This window comes from Streptomyces sp. NPDC017246 (assembly GCF_044331325.1).
In the GTDB taxonomy this organism is placed as follows: Bacteria; Actinomycetota; Actinomycetes; order Streptomycetales; family Streptomycetaceae; genus Streptomyces.
On sequence record NZ_JBIRMW010000008.1, the window covers coordinates 253,552 to 271,771 of the forward strand.

Genomic DNA, 18,220 nt, shown 5'->3' on the forward strand with positions numbered 1-18,220 from the left:
CCGCCACGCCGCGTGGCAGCGGAAGCAGGGGCGCCTGAAGGTGTGCCACGCCCCGTAGCAGTCGCGCTGATGGCGCGCCCGTACCTACTACGGACCGTGGTACTTCGGCTCGTAGGTCAACGCACGCCGAGGGGTACGCCCGCGGAGTTCGCCAGTCCTCGCAGTCGGTTGACGGACACCCCGGCGAGTCGACTGATGATGACGCCGGGAAGCATCTGGTGACGCACCCATCCCGGGGCCATCGCGCAGACGGCCTGGAGGGTGTCGGCTGCGGCCTCCCACCGTCGGCATTCGACCTGGGTGAGCGCTACGTCCAGGCCGTAGCGGGCCCGGGTGGCCAGGGGCACCGTGTCGTCCAAGCGAACGGTGTCCATGAGCCGCAGCGCTCCAGCCGTATCACCGAGGGCCACGGCGATACTCATGGCCTGCGTTGCGGCGTACATCGGTCCGTACGGCTGGGCGTGCGCGCCACGGGCATGTTCGTCCCCGATTCGGGCGGCGACGGCGTGCGCCTGGGAGAGGTACTCGCGGGCGTTGTCCGAGCTCGCACCGCCCCGGGACGCGGCGACGGCGGCGTTCGTGACGAGCTGCCCGTACACGCTCAGCCGGTTCGGGTCGTGCTCGCTCATCTTGGGCTCGATCCGGTCGGCTTGTGCTGCGGCAAGGAGGAAGCCCTGCTTGGTCCGGCCGTCGCGGAGGTTGACCCACGCGGTGGTGGCGGCAAGGTGCGCGTCACGAAGATCATCTCCGCTCTGCACGGCGATCTGGCGTCCGTACGTCAACGCCGCATACGCCAGATCTCGCGATCCGAGCACGTTGGCGGCCATGCCTGCCGTCTGGAAGGTGTCGATCAAGACGCCGGCGGCGGCCTCCCGCTCATCGAGGCCGGCCATGTCGAACCTGGCCCGCGCTTCGGGGAGCAGCCGCCCCATCAAGAGTGCCGAGCTCGGTGTACCGGCCTCCCCAGTACGCGGCGTCCGCCCGGCGTACGGCAACACGGAGCTCTTCGACGGTGCCCGGCTCGACCTCGGCGGGGGTGCCGATGGCCGCGTCGTGGGTGGCCGCGGAGACCAGGCGCAACGCGGCCCGCTCGTCACGGTCCATGGACCGCCGTGGCGCCTGCTGACCAAGGAGCACGGCGATGTCCGTGCCGAGCGCGTCGGCAATCGACAGCAGGGACGGCAGGGAAGCCGTTCCGCCGCGTTCGAGCTTGCGGACCACGCCGACGGACACGCCAGCCGCCTCCGCCAACTGCTCCTGTGTCATGCCGCCGCGCAGCGCCTTCAAGCGCTCAGAGGTGGTGTACTCCGACCACTGCATGCTCCAGAACCTCCGCGTGATGAGCCCCACACGGACAGTACTGGCTGGAGCGGTGGAGCCGACAGCCTTTGATCAGACCGCAGTTGGGTTCACGCCGCGAGCACCGCTGTGACACCGAGGAGGGCCTCCAACTCGGCCACGGCCTCACCCTCGTCCGTGACGTGGACCGTGGCGATGCCCAGACCGGCGGCCGGCGGAAGGTTCACCGCGTGATCGTCCACGAACACGCACTGCTCGGCGGGCAGCCCGATCCACTCCAGGGCGAGTTCGTAGATCGCAGGATCGGGCTTCGCCATGCCGACCAGCTCGGAGACGACGTGCACGTCGAACAGGTCCCAGATGCCGACGTGTTCGTACGGGTTGAACGGGTCGAGGCCAAAGCTGTTCGAGAGCAGCGCGAGCCGGTGACCAGCGGCACGCGCGAGCGCGACCATCCGGCGAGCCGGAGGCACCCCGGCCCACGCCCGCCCCATCAGGTTCACCGGATCCCCGTGCCCACCCAGCAGAGCGGCCGTGCCCTCGTTCCACTCGGCCTGCCCGATCTCCCCGACCTCTAGAGCTGCGTACAGAGGCCGGCCCTCAGGGTGTTCGTTGAGAGTGCTGCGCCACGCGCCCGGAGCCAGCCCTTCTGACACGCACCAGGCGCGGTGGACATCGATCGGGCTGGCGGTAAGCACCCCGGCGAAGTCGAGGATCAGGCCGCGCCTGTCGGCGACATCAGTCCTGTGCGGCATCCGGTGATCGTTCCTTCCCTGATGGGTTCTCTCGGCGACGCTATCGCGCATGGACCGCGCGGACGGGCGAAGCCTCCCTCACCGATTCGCGCGAGCACCTGGCGCCCCATCCGAAAAAACTTCTGGGCTGAGGAACGCTCGATGGCAGCCAGGGGCCGTTCATCCGTGTACTCGACCATCAGCTGGGCGGAGCCAGGCTCCTGGACCAGGCCACCAGCTACCTCACCCTGAGCGCCGACCTCCTCGACCACGCCGCGACACCAACGCCGTCGAACACCGGCTCTACGCCAAAGCAGCCCGCGGGTCTTACCTCGCCGGATGGCCTACGACAAGGGCCTTCGCTCCCTCGGCCGGCGCTTCTACGTCGAAGCCCTCCGCAGCGCCCACAACGTCCAGGACAACGGCTCGGCGCCTTCGTCCTCGCCAAGATGGGCATCCACGTCTCCAACGCTGGCGACACCGCCGCTCGCGTGAGACTCATCGAGACCGCCCCCGCGCCCCTCCCCACCAGCAGCCCCTGGTACCTCCACCTCGGGTTCACCCGCCAACAGATTAGGGGCAGGTCACCCCCTCGCCGCCACCCTTCGTGGAGAAGGTCCAACCCCCTCGCCTGGATGGGCCTCCTTGGCGCCCACCTGCGGTTGGTACGCCTCAGGTATTGGAACGGGCGCGACGGCGCGCGGGACCCTCAGTTGACGCACCGGCAACAAAGAAGGCGTTCCTTCCAAGAGGCGAGTCCTGGCTGAAGCTTCGCCCAGTTCAAGGTCTCCCACGATTGTCCGCCCCAACACCTCTGCAAGGAGCGGGGGGGTCGCGTTACCCACCATCCGTCGGCCGGCGCGGAACGGGTGGTCGATGCGCCATTCGTCGGGGAAGGTCTGCAAGCGCATCTGCTCCCGCACGGACAGGGGCCGATTGTCCCAGTGGAACGGCCCAGTGCTCGGTCCGGGAGACGCCGGCAAGGTCCAGGACGGCCGATCCTTGGCCAGCTTCAGCAGAAACGACCAATACCGGGTTCGCCAGCCGAAAAGTTCCTCCCCGTCACCACGGGCCGTGAGATGGAGGTAGTTGCCGCCTTCGGGGATGGAAGGCAACAACGCCGCCCACTGACCTGTGGCGGACGGCTTCTCGTTCTCTTCGAGATCCCAGAGCACATCCCAGGCCCGCATCGGGTTGTCCGCGTGGGTGGCCTCCGGCAGGTGGACCTCCGCACCGTCCCGGTAGGCGATGCCGATGGCCCGGCGCCGGTGCTGTGGCACCCCGAAGTCGGCCGCGTCAACAACCTCGGCCACCAGCCGGTAGGAAGTGCCATGCCGGTCATTGATGCCCGCGAGTCCCTCGTCGATGACCTCGGAGGCATTGTCGTTGCCTCGCAGGAACCCCTCGACGTTCTCGATGAGCAATGCCTTTGGGAGGAAACTCTCAACCAGGTCGAGCATCCCGTGCACACATTTAGCCCGGTCGTCTTGCATGCCGCTACGGGCCGTCGAAGCCCACTGCGCGGCCTTGGAGAAAGGCTGACACGGCGGTCCCCCCGCGATGAGTTCGAGTTCGCCGGGCTTCATGCCCAGCGCCCGGGGTACGAGTTGCTGGGCAGCCGTGTTGACGTCTCCATCGCCGGGCAGGGCCCATCCCGGCCGATTGGCCGCGAGTACAGATCTGGCGTCGGCGTCGAGTTCCACGCACGCGACGGTGTCCAGCCCTGCCCGCTCCAGACCTACGTCAAGGCCACCCGCTCCGGTGAAGAGGGAAAGCACCTTCCCCATAGGCCGAGTTCGGGCTGACGATCGTGCGGCGGTCAACGGAGGCACTCCCCGAAGTTGATCTGCTCAGAGTCTTGACACAGGGAGCTCACCGGAGAAAACCTCGATTGTCAAGGCAGTCCGGCAGCTGCACGGACGTCAGCGGCGGAGAATATCCGAACGCGCGTTCGAAAAGCGACCAATGTCCCACCGATGGGCTAACTTCTTCCTACGCAAATGAGGGGGGTTGCCCATGGACTATGACGGTTGGAACAGAACGCTCGCGGAACACTTCTTCGCCACCCGCGAAGCGGCAACCCCTGTGTACCTGTCAGTGGATGATGCCCTGCTGGCCGACCTGCTGGCCAGTCGGACCAAGGTCGCCGTAGCTCCCCCGGCTGCCGCTGACGACTTCCGGGCCGCCATCAGGAGCGTAGTCTTCGGCCGCAACCCCTTCGACGGCGTCGCCTCCCGCGCTCGCCAGTGGCGACGGAAAGGGGCCGTTGGCACTCCTCCGTTCATCGCTGTGCTCGCGGCGACGGTGCTCGCCGCCTCCCGAATGAACCGCTCCGAGGACACCACGCTCGGCAGGTTCTCCTACTACGGCCCGTTCCGCGATCTGCTCGGCCTGTACGAAGGCTCAGGCATGCCGGACGGCTATGACGTGATCGTCCCAACTCTGTGGGATCACCTGAAGTGGTGGCTGATCGAGCATCAGCGGGGCCATCGCGGCCTGCCCTCCGCCATTCCCCATCCGACCCAGGTCAACATCGGCTGGTCCCTGTCCCAAGCTGTTCTGGTCGGATCCGACCGCGTACAGGTCGGGCTGTTCCTGTCAACGATCGGAGCGCAGCCGGGAGATTCCGTCCCCGAAGCGGAACTCCTCGCCCGGTTTCAGGAGTGGGTGCGGCTCAATCGGCCGAGCCCGCGAATCCAGCGCGCTCTGGCATCGCCGCAGCTGCGACCAATCCTGGCGAGCATCCTGCAGCAGGAACTCACCCACTATGACGGGCTCCCGAGAAACGCTGCTGGGCTGCCGTGTGTGCCTCTTTCTCTCACAACCGAAGCCGGCGGTTTCCCGTACGGCATCGCAGCCCGCGTTCCCTCCCGCCTCCGTCTCGAATCGCTCAGCCTGAACGGCGACGTCATCAGGGTTCCCTCAGGCGCAGAATGGCTACCTCTCGCACCTCCGGACCAGAAGGTCACCCCGGGGACGGCGCTTGAACTGGCCGCCGACGCCGCTACCTTGATACTCCCCGCCCGCGACCTCTACGTCCTCCAGGCCAACGACCTGGTCGGGAAGTGGACGTCCGTCAATACAGCGGAAGTCGGGGTACCGCATCGGGTATTGGTGAAGAATGCCTACGCAGCACAGGCCGAGGCGGTGATGCTCGCCTGTGGATCAGACGCCGTGCGCCAGCCCCGCAGGGTTCAGGTGCCGCCCGGCTGGACATTGTTCAGCGGCTACACACCGACCCGATCCGCGACGGTCCCCGGCGTCGTCGGCCCGTTGGCCCCGCTGCACCAGCAGTTGGCTCGCCTGTCCGGCGGCCTCCGCATCGATGGCGGCAGACAGACCTTCCTCCTCGGGTACGCACCCGACCTGGTTCTGCCAGCGACTCCCGGTGACCATCCTCGCACTGTCACCATCAACGGGGTCCCTTTGCCGCCGGTTTGCCCGGCCGCGACAGACACGATCACGATCCGGCTGGCGGATCTGGTGCACTCCGTCGGCGAGCACCAGATCGAGGTCGGGAATCGCAAGCTCGTCTTCACCCTGGTCGAGCGCTACCGGGAGAGCGTTGCCCTGCCACTGCTAGCGCTCCCTCCAAGGAGCGACAAGCTGGCCACCATCCCCAGCAGGATGCAGAAAACGGTAAGTCCGTCGGTGCGTGCCCCTTGGCTGCCGCCCGGTCATTTATCCGGCTCGTTCTTCGGGAGCTACCATCGCGACCCGCTTCCTTCGATGAGTCTCCTGCGCATCGGCGGCTCGATCTACGCCCTAGGCGGGAATCGCCTCGCTGCCCAGCTCGTCCCCGAAGTGCCGGCCTGGATCGCATCCATGGACCACGTACCTCACGCGATCGACGTCGAACCGCTGCTCGATGCTCTGCCTTTCCAAGCTCTATGGGTGCTTCAGGTGACCAGTTCCCGGAACGCCAGGGTCCGGCGGGCCCCGGTCATCCAAGCCGGCACGCATGGCGCGCCTTCAGGGAGCTGGAATCTTCTCAGCCAAGCCGACTGGCGCAGGCTGACCTCGGGAGACATCACCGCCCCGGTGGCCTGTGCACAAGACTGGGCCGACTACACGTCAGGGAAATGAATCGTGCATGACGAGCTGCTCCTGTGGTGCTCCGAACGCGGTGCCGGGAGCCTCGATGCCTTCCGCGACACGTACGCGTGGCTGGAGGAGGGCGAGCAGAAGAGTTCCGCGCCGGACTGGCGCATCGCGCTGTACAACCTGCAGGTTCTCGGTCACGCCGAAGTGGACTGGGAGGCCCGGACCTGGAGCGTGACGCCACCGGTCCTCACCACCATGCCCAATTCCGGAGGACACGCCCTCCTGGTGGGGCAAAGGCCGCTCTGGCTCATGCAGCGGCTGGAACGGCTGCACGAGGACCCTGGCTCCGACATCGCCGCCCTCGCACAGTCCGTGATGCCGCTTCCGCCATTTCGGCAGGCTGACGGCCCGTCGGTGCGGATGGTGACACTGGCGGATCCCGAGGACTGCCGCGCTCTCTGCCAGGCACTCGGCATCGCCTTCGAGGACCGTGCTGCGGATCAACTCGCCCGGCGTCTTCCCCGCTTCCAAGAAATGCTTGCCGAGCGTGGCGTACAGCGGGGGCCTGGCGGCATCGAGCCGCAGAAAATGTCCGAGGGAGGAAGTGACATCTGGACAGATGTCGAAGGCCACGGCGAGCCGCCTCTCCACGGCGCCTACCGATATCAGCGTTACAACACCCACCGCTATATCTACTGGATCGGCATGAGCGGCTTCATCGCCGACAAGCGCACGGTGGTGTACGCCGAACTCGCTCGCGCAAAACGCTGGGTGCTGCGCTACAACCCGCTGCGGCGGGAACTTTATGCCCCGAAACGCATGCAGCTACCACATCTCCACGCCCGCGCTGCCGTGCTGCGCAGTGGGCTGCTGCCGCAACTCACCGCGCTCAACCCTCAGACAGCGTCCGCCGAGCAGTCGAATCCTGAGCACAAGAGCTACGTCAAATACGTCAACATCGACGAGTCATTCGCCAGGCAAGTGGCCGAATCCCTATACCAGGAACTTCGACTCGTCCCTTGAATCCGAACCTCGTGAGGATCTCCATGTCTGGCATCTCTCCGACGGCTGTCCACGGCCAACTCGCCGACTACTTCCAGCGGTACTACGACACCGCCTACTCCCTTCGCGACTCATCGGTGGGCGAGGAACTCAGAGCACTGCTCCGCACTCCCGGGGTTCTCTTTCAGGAGCCATACCTGGAGCTGTTGCCCCAGTACGTGCAGTCATCCCAGACCCTGGAAGAGCTGACGGCGGAGATAGGTCTGCCGGAGTTCTCCGGGCTTCTGGGAGCCGGTCTGCTCCGGGGAATCCCCAGGCTCTACACCCACCAGGCGGACGCGCTGAGGTCAAACCAACAGGGCCGAGACATCGTGGTGACGTCTGGAACCGGTTCCGGAAAGACCGAGGCCTTCCTCATCCCGGTGCTAGCCAGGCTGACCAATGAATCGCGTCGGTGGGCAGCAGCGGAGCCCCAGGATGCCCAGCGGCCCTGGTGGCGCACGTCACGGGACTGGCAGGCCCAACGCAACAGCAGCGGTCGGCCCGCGGCCATGCGAGCCATGTTCCTCTATCCGATGAACGCGCTGGTGGAGGACCAGCTGATCAGGTTGCGACGCAGCCTGGACGGACCGGACGTACGCAGCTGGTTCGACAGGCACCGTAACGGCAACCGCTTCCACTTCGGACGCTACACCGGCCGCACCCCGGTCGCCGGCCCGCTGGAACTAGCCGCCAAGCCGAACTCATCCAAAATGAAGGAATTGCGCAGGACTCTGGCCTCGATGGAGGACCGAAGCCGCCAGCTGGAGCAGCGCATCGCGGGCGGCCTCGTGAAGGACGAGGAAGCCCGCTACTTCCTCCAGCGTCCATTCGGGGCCGAGATGCGTTCTCGCTGGGACATGCAGGTCGCTCCCCCGGACATCCTCATCACCAACTACAGCATGCTCAACATCATGCTCATGCGCCGAGATGAGGATCCCATCTTCGATCAGACCCGCGCCTGGCTGAACAGTTCCAAGGACCACGTCTTCAGCCTGGTCGTGGACGAACTCCACATGTACAGGGGGACTCAGGGCACCGAGGTTTCCTACCTCCTGCGCAAGCTCATCGACCGGCTCGGGCTGTCCACCGACTCCGACCAGCTGTCCGTGATCGCCACCTCCGCTTCCATGGATCCGGAGAACCCGGTGGACCGGAAGTTTCTGAGCGACTTCTTCGGACGGTCAGCCGACCGCTTCTCCGTGCTGGCAGGTGAACGCGTCCGGACCAAGGGCAGGACCGATCTCATGCCCTGGGCGGACACCGGTGGCCAAGGAACAGTGGCCCTGCCGCCACTTCCTGACCGGCACGCGGCACTCCAGGCCGCGTTCAGAGCGAGCGACGAGGACGACTCCCCCCGAGCGAAGCCGCTGACCGACGTGTCCGCCAGGCTCTTCCCTGACCTCGCACCCGACAAGGCGCTGGACGCCACCGACGCACTCATCTCGCGCCTCGATGGGGAGGCGGATGTCGGCTCGCGATTCCGGCTCCACCTGTTCTTCCGGAACGTCACCGGCATGTGGGCGTGTGCGGATCGCAACTGCTCGGAGGTCCAACCGCGCGCCGCGGAGCCACCGGCGGACCGGCTGGTCGGAAAGCTCTATAGTCGGCCCAGGTATGCCTGTGAATGCGGTGCTCGTGTCCTGGAGTTGCTGTACTGCGACACGTGCGGAGAGGTCTTCCTCGGCGGATTCAATTCTCCGATCATCGGCCACGATCCCACCAGGCGCTACCTGGTCTCCACCGCAACCGATCTCGAATCCCTCCCGGATAAAGCGCGCTTCGATCGCACCGCCGATGTGTACAGCGTCTTCCTGCCCACTGCGGGAGAACGCTCCGATCTCGACGTATCGCCACACAAACACAAGGGTGGCCGACCGGGAGCGAAGAATCGGCCGGAATACACGTTCACCTTTGTTCCGGCTGTGCTGGATCCCGCGAGCGGCAAGGTCGGCAGCTACCCGGACGAGGAGAACAACGGCTACCTGCTGGTGGCGCAAAGTCAACCCCAGGGCCACCTCGGGAAGGTCCGTGCCTTTCCCACGGTCTGTCCCTGCTGCGGGGAAGACAAGGAGATCTTCAAGAACGTCCGCCAGTTCGAGGACCCATCGCGGTCCAGGTCCCCCATCCGCACCATGGGTACAGGTTTTGAGAAGTCCAACCAGGTCCTGACCGATGCCCTCAAGAGGCAGCTGCAGACGAAGATCGTCGTCTTCTCGGATAGTCGGCAGGACGCGGCCCGCATCTCGGCGGGCCTGGAGCGATCGCACTATCAGGACCTGGTCAGACAGCTCGTGATCGCCACCCTCGACCATCCGGTGGATCTCGTGGCCCAGGCAGCAGAGTTCTTCAAGGGGAACCAGGCAGGCCAGGCCGCGCTAACCCAGCTCGCTGCGACTGGTTCACCCGATCTTGTTCCAGCGGTGGTCGCCTTGGCCCATAACAGCCTCACTCCCGAGCACGAACGCGTGCTGGCGGACTACCGGGCTCAGCAGAGGGGCCCGACGCTTGTCGAACTCGGCAACGGAGTCAGCGCGCAAGCGGTCGCATACGGCGTGCATCCCGGTGGACCCTCGTTTTCGCTGAGCAAAAGCACCGAGTCACGGAGCTGGACCGATCTCTACGACTGGACCAGTGGCGTCCCGGTCCAGCGGCCAGATGCTTCCCTCACCAACGATCTGCGCGTCCTGAGCTCCGAAATCCACCGGACGGTGCAGGCGCAGGTCCAGCAGGCGGTCTTCGCGGGAGGCGGCCGCGACCTGGAGTCGCTCGGCATCGGCCATGCAGCTCAGGACCTCACCTTCAAGAGCCGGTTGCTGGATGACGAGGTCTTCCGCCAGGTATGCCTGTCCGCGCTGAGGCTGCTGGGAGTACGCCGCCAGTTCCAGGAGCAGAGGCCTGAGCCGCCGGCAAATCTGCACACGGCAGCGAGGAAATACATCAGCGCCGTCGCACAGCGTCACGATGTGTTCCCGGACGCACTGGTCCAAGAAGTGAAGAATGCACTGGGTCTGAGCGACGCGGAGCCCCGGATCGAAGGGCAGAAAATCAGGATCGTCCTGGCCGGCGGGACAGAATGGCGCTGTGAACGCTGTACCAGAAGGCACCTGCACGGCTCCGCAGGCGTCTGTGCCTTCTGCCGCAGCTCACATCTCGTCGCCGAACCCCTCGACCCGGGTTCCGTCACTCTGGACGACTACTACACTTTCCTGGCCCGCGAAGCCGGGGTCCCCTTCAGGCTCCACTGCGAAGAGCTGACAGGCCAGACCGACAACGATGACGCGCAGGCCCGGCAAGCCCTCTTCCAGTCGGTCTTTCTGAGCGGTCAGGACATCGAGTTGGTTGATGAGGTCGACCTACTCAGCGTCACCACCACGATGGAGGCCGGCGTCGACATCGGCGCGCTCCGTGCGGTGGTAATGGCGAACATGCCACCACAGCGCTTCAACTACCAGCAGCGGGTGGGCCGGGCCGGCCGCCGACTCGACCACCTGTCCATCGCCCTAACCCTCTGCCGTGGCACCAGGACCCATGACGACCACTACTTCCAGCACCCCTACCGCATCACCGGCGACCCCTCGCCGAGCCCATACGTGGATCTCGATCGCCTGGAGATCCTGCGCCGCTGCTACGCCGCAAGTCTGCTGACTCTCGCCTTCCGGTCGGTCGAGGGAACGCCCGACTGGGATCCGGGACGCAATGTCCACGGGCCCTTCGGGACCGTCAGTGGATGGCCTCAGGTACGGGATGACGTCCGTACCTGGCTGGCCGGGAACGACATCGCCAAAAGACACGCGGGCCAGGTTCTCCTACAAGGGGCGTCTCCTGGCGCGCCTTCGGTGGATGCTCTGGTGTCTTGGGCCACTTCCAGCCTCTACTCCGAGATCGAGGAGGTGGCGACGAACGCGCCGGACGCGGGTCCGCTCAGCCAGTCGCTCGCAGAGCACGGGGTGCTCCCCATGTTCGGGTTCCCCACCCGGGTCCGCAACCTGCACCATCAAAGGCCGCACGGGCCGGAACTCACCGACGTCATCGACCGGGACATCGACATCGCCATCTCGGAATGGGCACCTGGCGGTGAAGTGGTCAAGGACAAGGCGTTGCACACAGCAGTCGGCCTCGTGACGTACGAGCCCGCGGGCGGGCAGTGGCTGCCAGGCAAGGCTCCGGACAGTGATCGTCTCATGGTGGGCATCTGTGCCAAGTGCCTCTCCGTCGATCTCCGCGAATCCGAGCATTCGTGTCCGGTGTGTGGGGCCACCGCAGGAGAAGCCGGTGACTACCGGATGCTCCCGTCGTGTCAACCGCTCGGATTTCGCACCAGCTACAAGGCTCAGGATTACGACGGCACCTTCGAGTTCACACCACGCGCGTTCTCCGCGCGCCTCACCCTCGACACCACATCAGCGCTCGTCCCACGCTGGACTAAGGCCGCTGAATTCAGGAGTGGCGAGGGACGCATCGTGGTGGTCAACGCGGGAACTGGTGAGGGATACCAGTTCGGCAAGGTCAAGGGACACGACGGTCTGCTAGAAACGAAACTCCTGGCTGATGCCGACCGGGCGAGAGATCTGGGCCTGCCCACTCGGCCTTCGGTCAGCAATGAGGAGAAGCTGGCACTGGCCTCGGCGAAACTGACCGACGTCCTCTTGGTCGGCCTCCGCGAGCAACCCGCCGATCTGGCCCTTGACCCGAGACGCATGGCCGCAAGGGCCGCTTGGCTCTCACTCGGTACGGTTTTCAAACTCGCTGCCGTCAGGCTACTGGACATCGACGGAAGAGAACTCTCGGCGGGCCTGTACCCCGTCCGGGGGGAAGCGGAAGGCAGTGTCCAGGCACAAGTCTTCCTCTCGGACACGCTGGAGAACGGTGCCGGGTATTCGACCTGGCTGGGGAAGCGCCCTGCCGAATTCCTGCTCGCCGCGCGTGAGGTCGCGGCCGATCTCACCCGCCACCGCTCCGGCAGCTTGATGGCCGCGCCGTGCGACTCGTCCTGCTACGACTGCCTGCGGGACTACAGCAACAGCGCCTACCACCCGCTGCTCGATTGGCGCCTTGCCACACAGATGGTCGAGCTCCTCGATGGAGGGAACCTGGACTTCGCCGCTGAGGAGGTCTATGCATTCCAGCGAGCCGAGCAGTTCGCCAGAAGCTTCTCGCACTGGAAGGCCGATTCCTCCCATGGCTTGCCAGTCCTGAAAGACACCCAGCACGAGGATCTCGCTGTCCTCATCACCCATCCTCTCGAGTCCTGGACCGGTCCCGCCCGCTCCAAGCGGGTGACCGGAGCGCTGGCCTCGCTGGAGGCAGAGGGCTACGAGGTGTTCGAGTCCTTCGGAAACCCGGTCCTGGGCAGCGAACCACCGCAGCGCGCAGTCGTCGCGGTCGATACGTTCGAGCTGCTTCGGCGGCCCGGCTGGATCGAGTCGAGACTGCAGAGCCTCTTCGACTGACCAGCCGAGCAGTGGGCAGGGCCATCATTCTCTGCCCCTGCCCACTGCCAGCGGGTCCACGGCCGGGCACAGAGAAACATACGACTGGAATACGCTGATGCATTTTCTTGTAGTGCCTCGCAGCGAGGGCTTCACCGTGCCGTCCAATCTTCCGGCACTCGTTCTTCGGCGCGAGCTCTGGGATGACTTTGGATTCGAAACCATGTTCGATGCATATCTCTACCCATCCCGGACAGAGGCATCCATCGACCTGGGATCCGTCAAGATCATCAAGAGAGGGCAACGCGGCGGCGCCACGGAGATGCCCGGCAGTTTCGCCCAGCTCGATGAAAATTACTGCTCACTCGGGCAGGCATTTTCCTACTACGAAGCACTGCACGGACTTCCCGGTGAATTGCGCGACAGTATCCTGTTTGGGCTCCGCGACATCGCCATCGACCCCTCACTCAGGGAATCGTTCGCCAACGAGCCGGCGATGGCCGCCTCACTCCTGCGCTACGGGAACGCCGAACTCGCACTGAGAGACGCCACAGCCCTGCTTGGAGGCGCGACAGCCCCGCGAGACAGCGCGCTCGCGTTCACGTTCAGAACGAGTGTCGGAGGGGAAGCCTTCTCCATTCACTTTGGTTTCGCGGACCGCCACCCCCTCCCCGGCCGCATCAACGTCGTCGTGGGTTATAACGGATGCGGAAAAACGCAGCTCCTCGCCAACCTAGCCAACACTGCGCATGCAGACCTCACCGACCGAGCCGACGAGAGCTTCGTTCGGCGGTATGGGGAATTCCCCGAAGGGGCCGATGCGCCGCGATTCTCCTCGGTCATAGCCATCTCTTACAGTGCTTTCGACACGTTCGACCTGCCTGGGAAGAACCGACAGGAAGAGGACCGGCTGGAAGCCAGCGGCGAGGTTTCCGGATACACTTACTGCGGCCTTCGGAGATACGATCGCAGTATCGGTTCGGACGTGCGCCGCACCGGATCACTTAAGGGTGCCGAGGAGATCCAGGGTGACATCATGTCTGCCCTCGTCAGGGCCAGTACCCCCGAGCGTAAACAGAGACTCGTGGCCGCCCTCTCTCCACTGAGCCGAGAGCCCTCGTTCAAACGGGTCGAGCTCTCCGACACCTTCGCTCTCGACAGCGATTCGTGGCAGGATTCCTTTTCGGGCCTCAGTACCGGGCACAAACTCGTACTCAACATTGTCGTGCAGCTTGCGGCCCACCTGGAGCCCGGATCACTGGTTCTCATCGACGAGCCCGAATCCCACCTACACCCCCCGCTCTTGGCCGCCCTAATCAAGAGCATCAACATATCTTTGGAACAGTTCGACTCCTACGCCGTGATGGCAACGCACTCCCCGGTCCTTCTCCAGGAAGTTCCCAGACGTTACGTCAGAGTTCTGCAGCGATTCGGAGATCTCACACTCGTTGCCACCCCTGAGATCGAAACTTTCGCTGAAAATGTAGGATTGCTCACACGCCACGTATTCAACTTGGACAGCAGCGCGACCGACTATCACTCAACTCTCCGGTCCATGCAGGAGAGTTTCCCCCTGGATGAGATCATGGAACTGTTCGATGGCGAGATGAGTGCGCAGTCCATTTCTTACCTGACGAGCATCCGTCGCGATCGGTCTGGGAGATGATTCGACTTCCCCGCCCGGACAGGGACCGCCTGGCCGATCTTGACCTCGCTGTGAGTCGGAGGCGTCCGTCCTCTCGACGGGTCCTCATGGGCGTGCGCACGGGAATCATCGACGCTTACGGCGACTACGAGGACGTGCTGCGGGATATTCGCCGATTCACATCGCTTGCCAACGGTTCTGATGCACTCACCAAGGTGCTTCTGGGAAATTACGCGCTTCTGGACAGGGGTCGCCCCCTGGAGGAACTCAGGAACTCAATCTTCCGGACAGCACTGTCCCACAACTATCGGTGCCCGCTGTGCGAAAGAGCCCAGGTCTGCGCCCTCGATCACTTCCTCCCAAAAAAACACTTCCCAGAATATTCAATCCTAGCCGACAACCTTATCCCTGTTTGCGAAAGATGCAATCGCCTAAAGGGCGATGAGTGCGACAGGGCAGACGGCCTGCTCATGTTTCACGCATACTTCGACGAATTCCCGAACAAAGAAATACTAGTCGCGGAAATAGGCGTCGATAGCACCGTCTCGATCAGATACTCCTTGCGTCGCTCCGATGAAATTGACGATTTCACCTTTCAGAGAGTCGAGAAGCAATTCGAGACGCTTGGCCTTTTCGATTTCTACCAGATGGAGGCCGTGGCCGAGCTAACGGATCAGGTTGATCTATATGATGAAACATACGATTCTTTTGGTGATTCGGGGTTGCGATCGACTCTTGATGCTTTGACTCGAGGAGCCGAAAGGAAGGGCATAAACCACTGGAAGGCGGCACTTTATCGTGCCCTATCTAGAAATGCAGAATTCTGCAGCGGTGGCTATCGAAAGCTGCTCCCGACGCCGATGGGCTAACGACATCATTGGGCAGCCAGCCGCATCGCGGAACGAGGCCCCCAGATTCCTCCCTACACGCTTCGCGGACCCGACCGGGATCCGGTGCCCATTCAGCCAGGTCGGCATCTGCTCACGTGCGTGAGCGCTGCGTGAGCGGACGACGCAAGACGAGTCGCCATACGGTGGATCTCTACTCATCCTGCAAGACGCTGATCAGGCAGAACAGCACCGCGCGGCACGGACTAGAACCGACCGGCACGGATTCGATCCCACTCCTAAAGCGGGTGTCGCAGGTTCGAATCCTGCCGGGGGCACAAGCACAAAGGCCACACCTAAACGTTTAGGTGTGGCCTTTGGCATCCAGGTCTGACATCAACGACCGCGATCAGGGACGACCGGGCTAGCCAGTAGCCCCATCTCCCGTCAGGGCCGTATAGGCCGCTTCGGCCCGACGAGCCTCGGGGACGTGCGCGGGCGCGTGTGCGAGGAAGGCGCCGGTGGAGCCGGAGAAGGTGATCGTGCCCCGGGTGAGGGCCGTGACGTGGTCCGCTTCCTCGGCCAGGTCGGCCACGTCGTGCGTCGAGAGGAGGACGCGTACCTCCCGGGAGGCGAGCCCGATGACGAGGTCCCGGAAGACGCGGCGCTGCGTCGGGTCCATGCCGGCCGTGGGCTCGTCGAGGAGCAGGACCTCGGCTCCGTGGACCAGGGCGGAGGCGACACCGACGCGGCGAAGCTGACCACCGGAGAGCCGCTTGGTCTTCATGTCGGCGTGCTCGGTCATCCGGACCTGTTCCAGTGCGCCTGTGGAGGCGTCCCAGGCGGCACGACGGCTCATCCCCTTCAGCCATCCCGTGTAGGCGACCTGCTCGCGCGCCGTGAGGCCGGTCATGGCGGTGACGGTCTGCGGCATCCAGGCCACCTTCGTGCGGTACGCCCTGGAGTCGGAGGACAGACGTCCGAGCCGTACCGAGCCCTGACTCGGCTGGTTCACCCCCGCGGCCAGCTTCAGCGCGGTCGTCTTTCCGGCTCCGTTGGGGCCGAGAAGAATCGTGAAGCCGTCGGGGACGGTGTAGCTGAGACCGGAGAGGATGCTGCGAGAACGGCGCCCGTACGCGTAGGAGACGGCGTCAAGTTCGATGGACACGGGGCTGACGGCCCTTTCAGGAGATGGGACGGCGACGGGTGTGCCGGAGTGCGACCAGGCCGCAGAGGAAGACCGCCAGGCAGAAGAAGAACGTGGGCAGGTAGCCGGCGGGGTGGAGGGTGACCGCCCAGGGCCAGGGGCGGTAGAAGTCGCGGTAGCCGACGAAGGCGGCGGTGAACACCCAGGCGACGGGGGCGACGGTCGCGGCCTGTGGGTGGACCGCGCCCGCGAGCAGCATGAGCCCGGTCAGGAACAGTGTGTTCCGGCCGGCTTCGTACGCCGTCGGAGAGCCCGCGAGTGCACCGATGGTCCCGGCGGCCGATACCGCCACGGCGACCGTGAGCAGGGCGAGGGCCACGTCGTACCACTGGACGGGGCGCACGGGCAGGTCCTCGGCCTCGGGCAGCCGCTGGGCGAGGCTGTGCGCGAGGGTTCCCGTCACGATCAGGGGGGTGAGGTGCATGAGGAAGAGGAGGTTTCCGCCGGAGCTGATCAGTCCGGGCAGGGCCACCGACTCTCCGTGGGCGACGGCGGCGAGCAGCGTGAACGCGAGAAGGCCGGGCAGGACGACCGTGGTGAGGCGGCGTCCCTTGTACCACCAGATCACGAGTCCTCCCCCTGGGGGCCGGTCGCGGCAGGGACGCCGGCCGGCCGCTTCGGCATGCCACGGCACGCCTTCGCCTTCTCCTGCTCGAACCAGGCCGTGCGCTGTGCGGCGGTGGGCAGTGCTCGGCCCTTCGCGGCGCGTTCCTTCACCTTCGCCAGGACCTCGGCTCCGTTCGCGAACTGGGCGTACTCGCCGGAACGCCAGCGAAGGTAGGGGTCCTGGGCGTCGACGGTGTACGCGGCCCACAGCATCGCAGCGTCACGGTTGATGATCCAGGCGGTGCGTGTGCCGGGAGTGATCGTGGCGGGAAAGGAGCAGGGGAAGGTGACGGAGCCGAGCAGGACGGCGTAGCGGATGCCCGCGATGCGGCCGTCGGGCCCCGCCGTCTCCGCCTGGGCGGTCAGCGGCAGCCACCAGGTGGAGGTGGTCGAGCGGGGGCGGGTGCTGGCGCGCTCGTACAGCAGACCGTCGGTGACGGTGCTCGGGACGGAGACGTTGACCCCCGCGGCTTCCAGCTTCTCCAGCGATTCGACGACTTCGGACCGCACGTCGTCGAGCCGCTCGACCGCGCCCCCGGTCTCGGCCATACACACCCGGGGCGCCTCACCGGCGCAGCGGACGGGGGCGTGGCCCGCGCTGACTGGCCCGTCGGCAATGCCCCAGCCAGAGGCCGTACGCGCGCTCAGGACGAGGGTCGTGACCGTCGCGGCGGTCGCGAGGAGCCTTAGCGGCAGGCGGCGGGGGGCAGGGTTCCACCAGGCGGCGACGGCGACGGCCACGGCAGTGGCGACGAGGAAGGGGAGGAGAACGGTGGCGAGGGAATAGCGCTCACCGAAGGCGACGCTCGTATCGAGCTGTCCCGAGAGGTGCCGGGGCCAGAGAGGGTCGCTGTACGCGGACGACTTGTTGATCATGTAGTAGGCGGCGACGGCGCCGACCGGTGCAGCGATCTCGCGCGGGGCAAGATGCCCGAGCACGCAACCGACAACGGCGTACGCGCACACGATGCCCATCCCCATGACGAGGGGGAGTAGGGCGGTCGGCGTGGGCACGAGCCGGGTCTCGACCAGCCGCATGCCGACGGGCAGCAGCAGGATCGCCCAGCCGGCCCCCACGGCGGGCGCGAGCGCCTGTCCGGCCACGCGCCATCGGGCCCGGCTGGGAGCAAGGTCCCAGACCCGGTCCCGCTTCAGCCGCCCGCCTTCCCAAGTCGCGAGGCCGAGGGTGATGCCGTACGCGAAGGCGTAGAAGTAGTTCAGGGCGAGGGCCACTTGCTCGGCGGCCCAGAGCGGCCCGCCGATCACCTCCTCGTACGAGTCCTCGAAGTGCAGGGCGTAGAAGAAGTAGAAGGCGACGATGCCGCCCCAGACCGGCGCGGTCCAGAGGGCGGCGGAGGAGCGCAGGAGGGCTCGGAACTTCACAG

General features: G+C 65.5%; 12 protein-coding genes. 5 read left to right on the forward strand and 7 right to left on the reverse strand.

The genetic code is table 11. The features are described 5' to 3' along the window. Nucleotides 1-116: 116 nt before the first annotated feature. The 4 genes from ACH4MY_RS20815 to ACH4MY_RS20830 form a co-directional block, all read right to left on the reverse strand. Entirely contained in the window at nucleotides 117-893 is a 777-nt protein-coding gene (locus tag ACH4MY_RS20815) for a hypothetical protein (protein ID WP_398005077.1), read from the reverse strand. Further along, complete coding sequence (locus ACH4MY_RS20820; protein WP_398005079.1) at nucleotides 877-1,320, reverse strand: helix-turn-helix domain-containing protein; 444 nt, start codon at nucleotides 1,318-1,320, stop codon at nucleotides 877-879. Before ACH4MY_RS20820 ends, ACH4MY_RS20815 begins: the two co-directional genes overlap by 17 nt. Before the next feature lie 89 nt (nucleotides 1,321-1,409). Then, nucleotides 1,410-2,054 carry an HAD-IA family hydrolase gene (locus ACH4MY_RS20825; RefSeq protein ID WP_398005310.1) on the reverse strand — a complete coding sequence of 215 codons (645 nt, stop codon included), beginning with the start codon at nucleotides 2,052-2,054 and terminating at the stop codon, nucleotides 1,410-1,412. 563 nt (nucleotides 2,055-2,617) lie between these two features. Beyond that, nucleotides 2,618-3,820, reverse strand: a complete 1,203-nt coding sequence (locus ACH4MY_RS20830) for a DNA cytosine methyltransferase (RefSeq protein ID WP_398005081.1) — start codon at nucleotides 3,818-3,820, stop codon at nucleotides 2,618-2,620. A gap of 229 nt (nucleotides 3,821-4,049) precedes the next feature. Here ACH4MY_RS20830 and ACH4MY_RS20835 point away from each other — a divergent pair, with 229 nt between their 5' ends. The 5 genes from ACH4MY_RS20835 (at nucleotide 4,050) to ACH4MY_RS20855 (ending at nucleotide 15,064) form a co-directional block, all read left to right on the forward strand. After that, complete coding sequence (locus ACH4MY_RS20835) at nucleotides 4,050-6,119, forward strand: hypothetical protein (protein WP_398005083.1); 2,070 nt, start codon at nucleotides 4,050-4,052, stop codon at nucleotides 6,117-6,119. Between the two features lie 3 nt (nucleotides 6,120-6,122). Continuing rightward, complete coding sequence (locus ACH4MY_RS20840; protein WP_398005085.1) at nucleotides 6,123-7,100, forward strand: hypothetical protein; 978 nt, start codon at nucleotides 6,123-6,125, stop codon at nucleotides 7,098-7,100. A 23-nt stretch (nucleotides 7,101-7,123) separates the two neighbouring features. Beyond that, nucleotides 7,124-12,571, forward strand: coding sequence for a DEAD/DEAH box helicase (locus tag ACH4MY_RS20845; protein WP_398005087.1), 5,448 nt, complete (start codon nucleotides 7,124-7,126; stop codon nucleotides 12,569-12,571). Nucleotides 12,572-12,683: 112 nt separating this feature from the next. Next, entirely contained in the window at nucleotides 12,684-14,216 is a 1,533-nt protein-coding gene (locus ACH4MY_RS20850) for an AAA family ATPase (RefSeq protein ID WP_398005089.1), read from the forward strand. Nucleotides 14,217-14,302: 86 nt separating this feature from the next. Beyond that, nucleotides 14,303-15,064 (forward strand): HNH endonuclease, encoded by a 762-nt coding sequence (locus tag ACH4MY_RS20855; RefSeq protein ID WP_398005091.1) that lies wholly within the window; start codon nucleotides 14,303-14,305, stop codon nucleotides 15,062-15,064. A gap of 382 nt (nucleotides 15,065-15,446) precedes the next feature. Here the strand turns inward: ACH4MY_RS20855 and ACH4MY_RS20860 are convergent, their stop codons facing one another. The 3 genes from ACH4MY_RS20860 to ACH4MY_RS20870 are packed head-to-tail and all read right to left on the reverse strand — an operon-like array spanning nucleotide 15,447 to nucleotide 18,218. Continuing rightward, nucleotides 15,447-16,190, reverse strand: a complete 744-nt coding sequence (locus ACH4MY_RS20860; protein ID WP_398005093.1) for an ABC transporter ATP-binding protein — start codon at nucleotides 16,188-16,190, stop codon at nucleotides 15,447-15,449. Nucleotides 16,191-16,206: 16 nt separating this feature from the next. Continuing rightward, nucleotides 16,207-16,797: a hypothetical protein gene (locus ACH4MY_RS20865; RefSeq protein ID WP_398005095.1), complete on the reverse strand. Its 591-nt coding sequence runs from the start codon at nucleotides 16,795-16,797 to the stop codon at nucleotides 16,207-16,209. Continuing rightward, complete coding sequence (locus tag ACH4MY_RS20870; RefSeq protein ID WP_398005097.1) at nucleotides 16,794-18,218, reverse strand: hypothetical protein; 1,425 nt, start codon at nucleotides 18,216-18,218, stop codon at nucleotides 16,794-16,796. The genes ACH4MY_RS20865 and ACH4MY_RS20870 overlap by 4 nt, the downstream gene beginning before the upstream one ends. Nucleotides 18,219-18,220 lie beyond the last annotated feature (2 nt).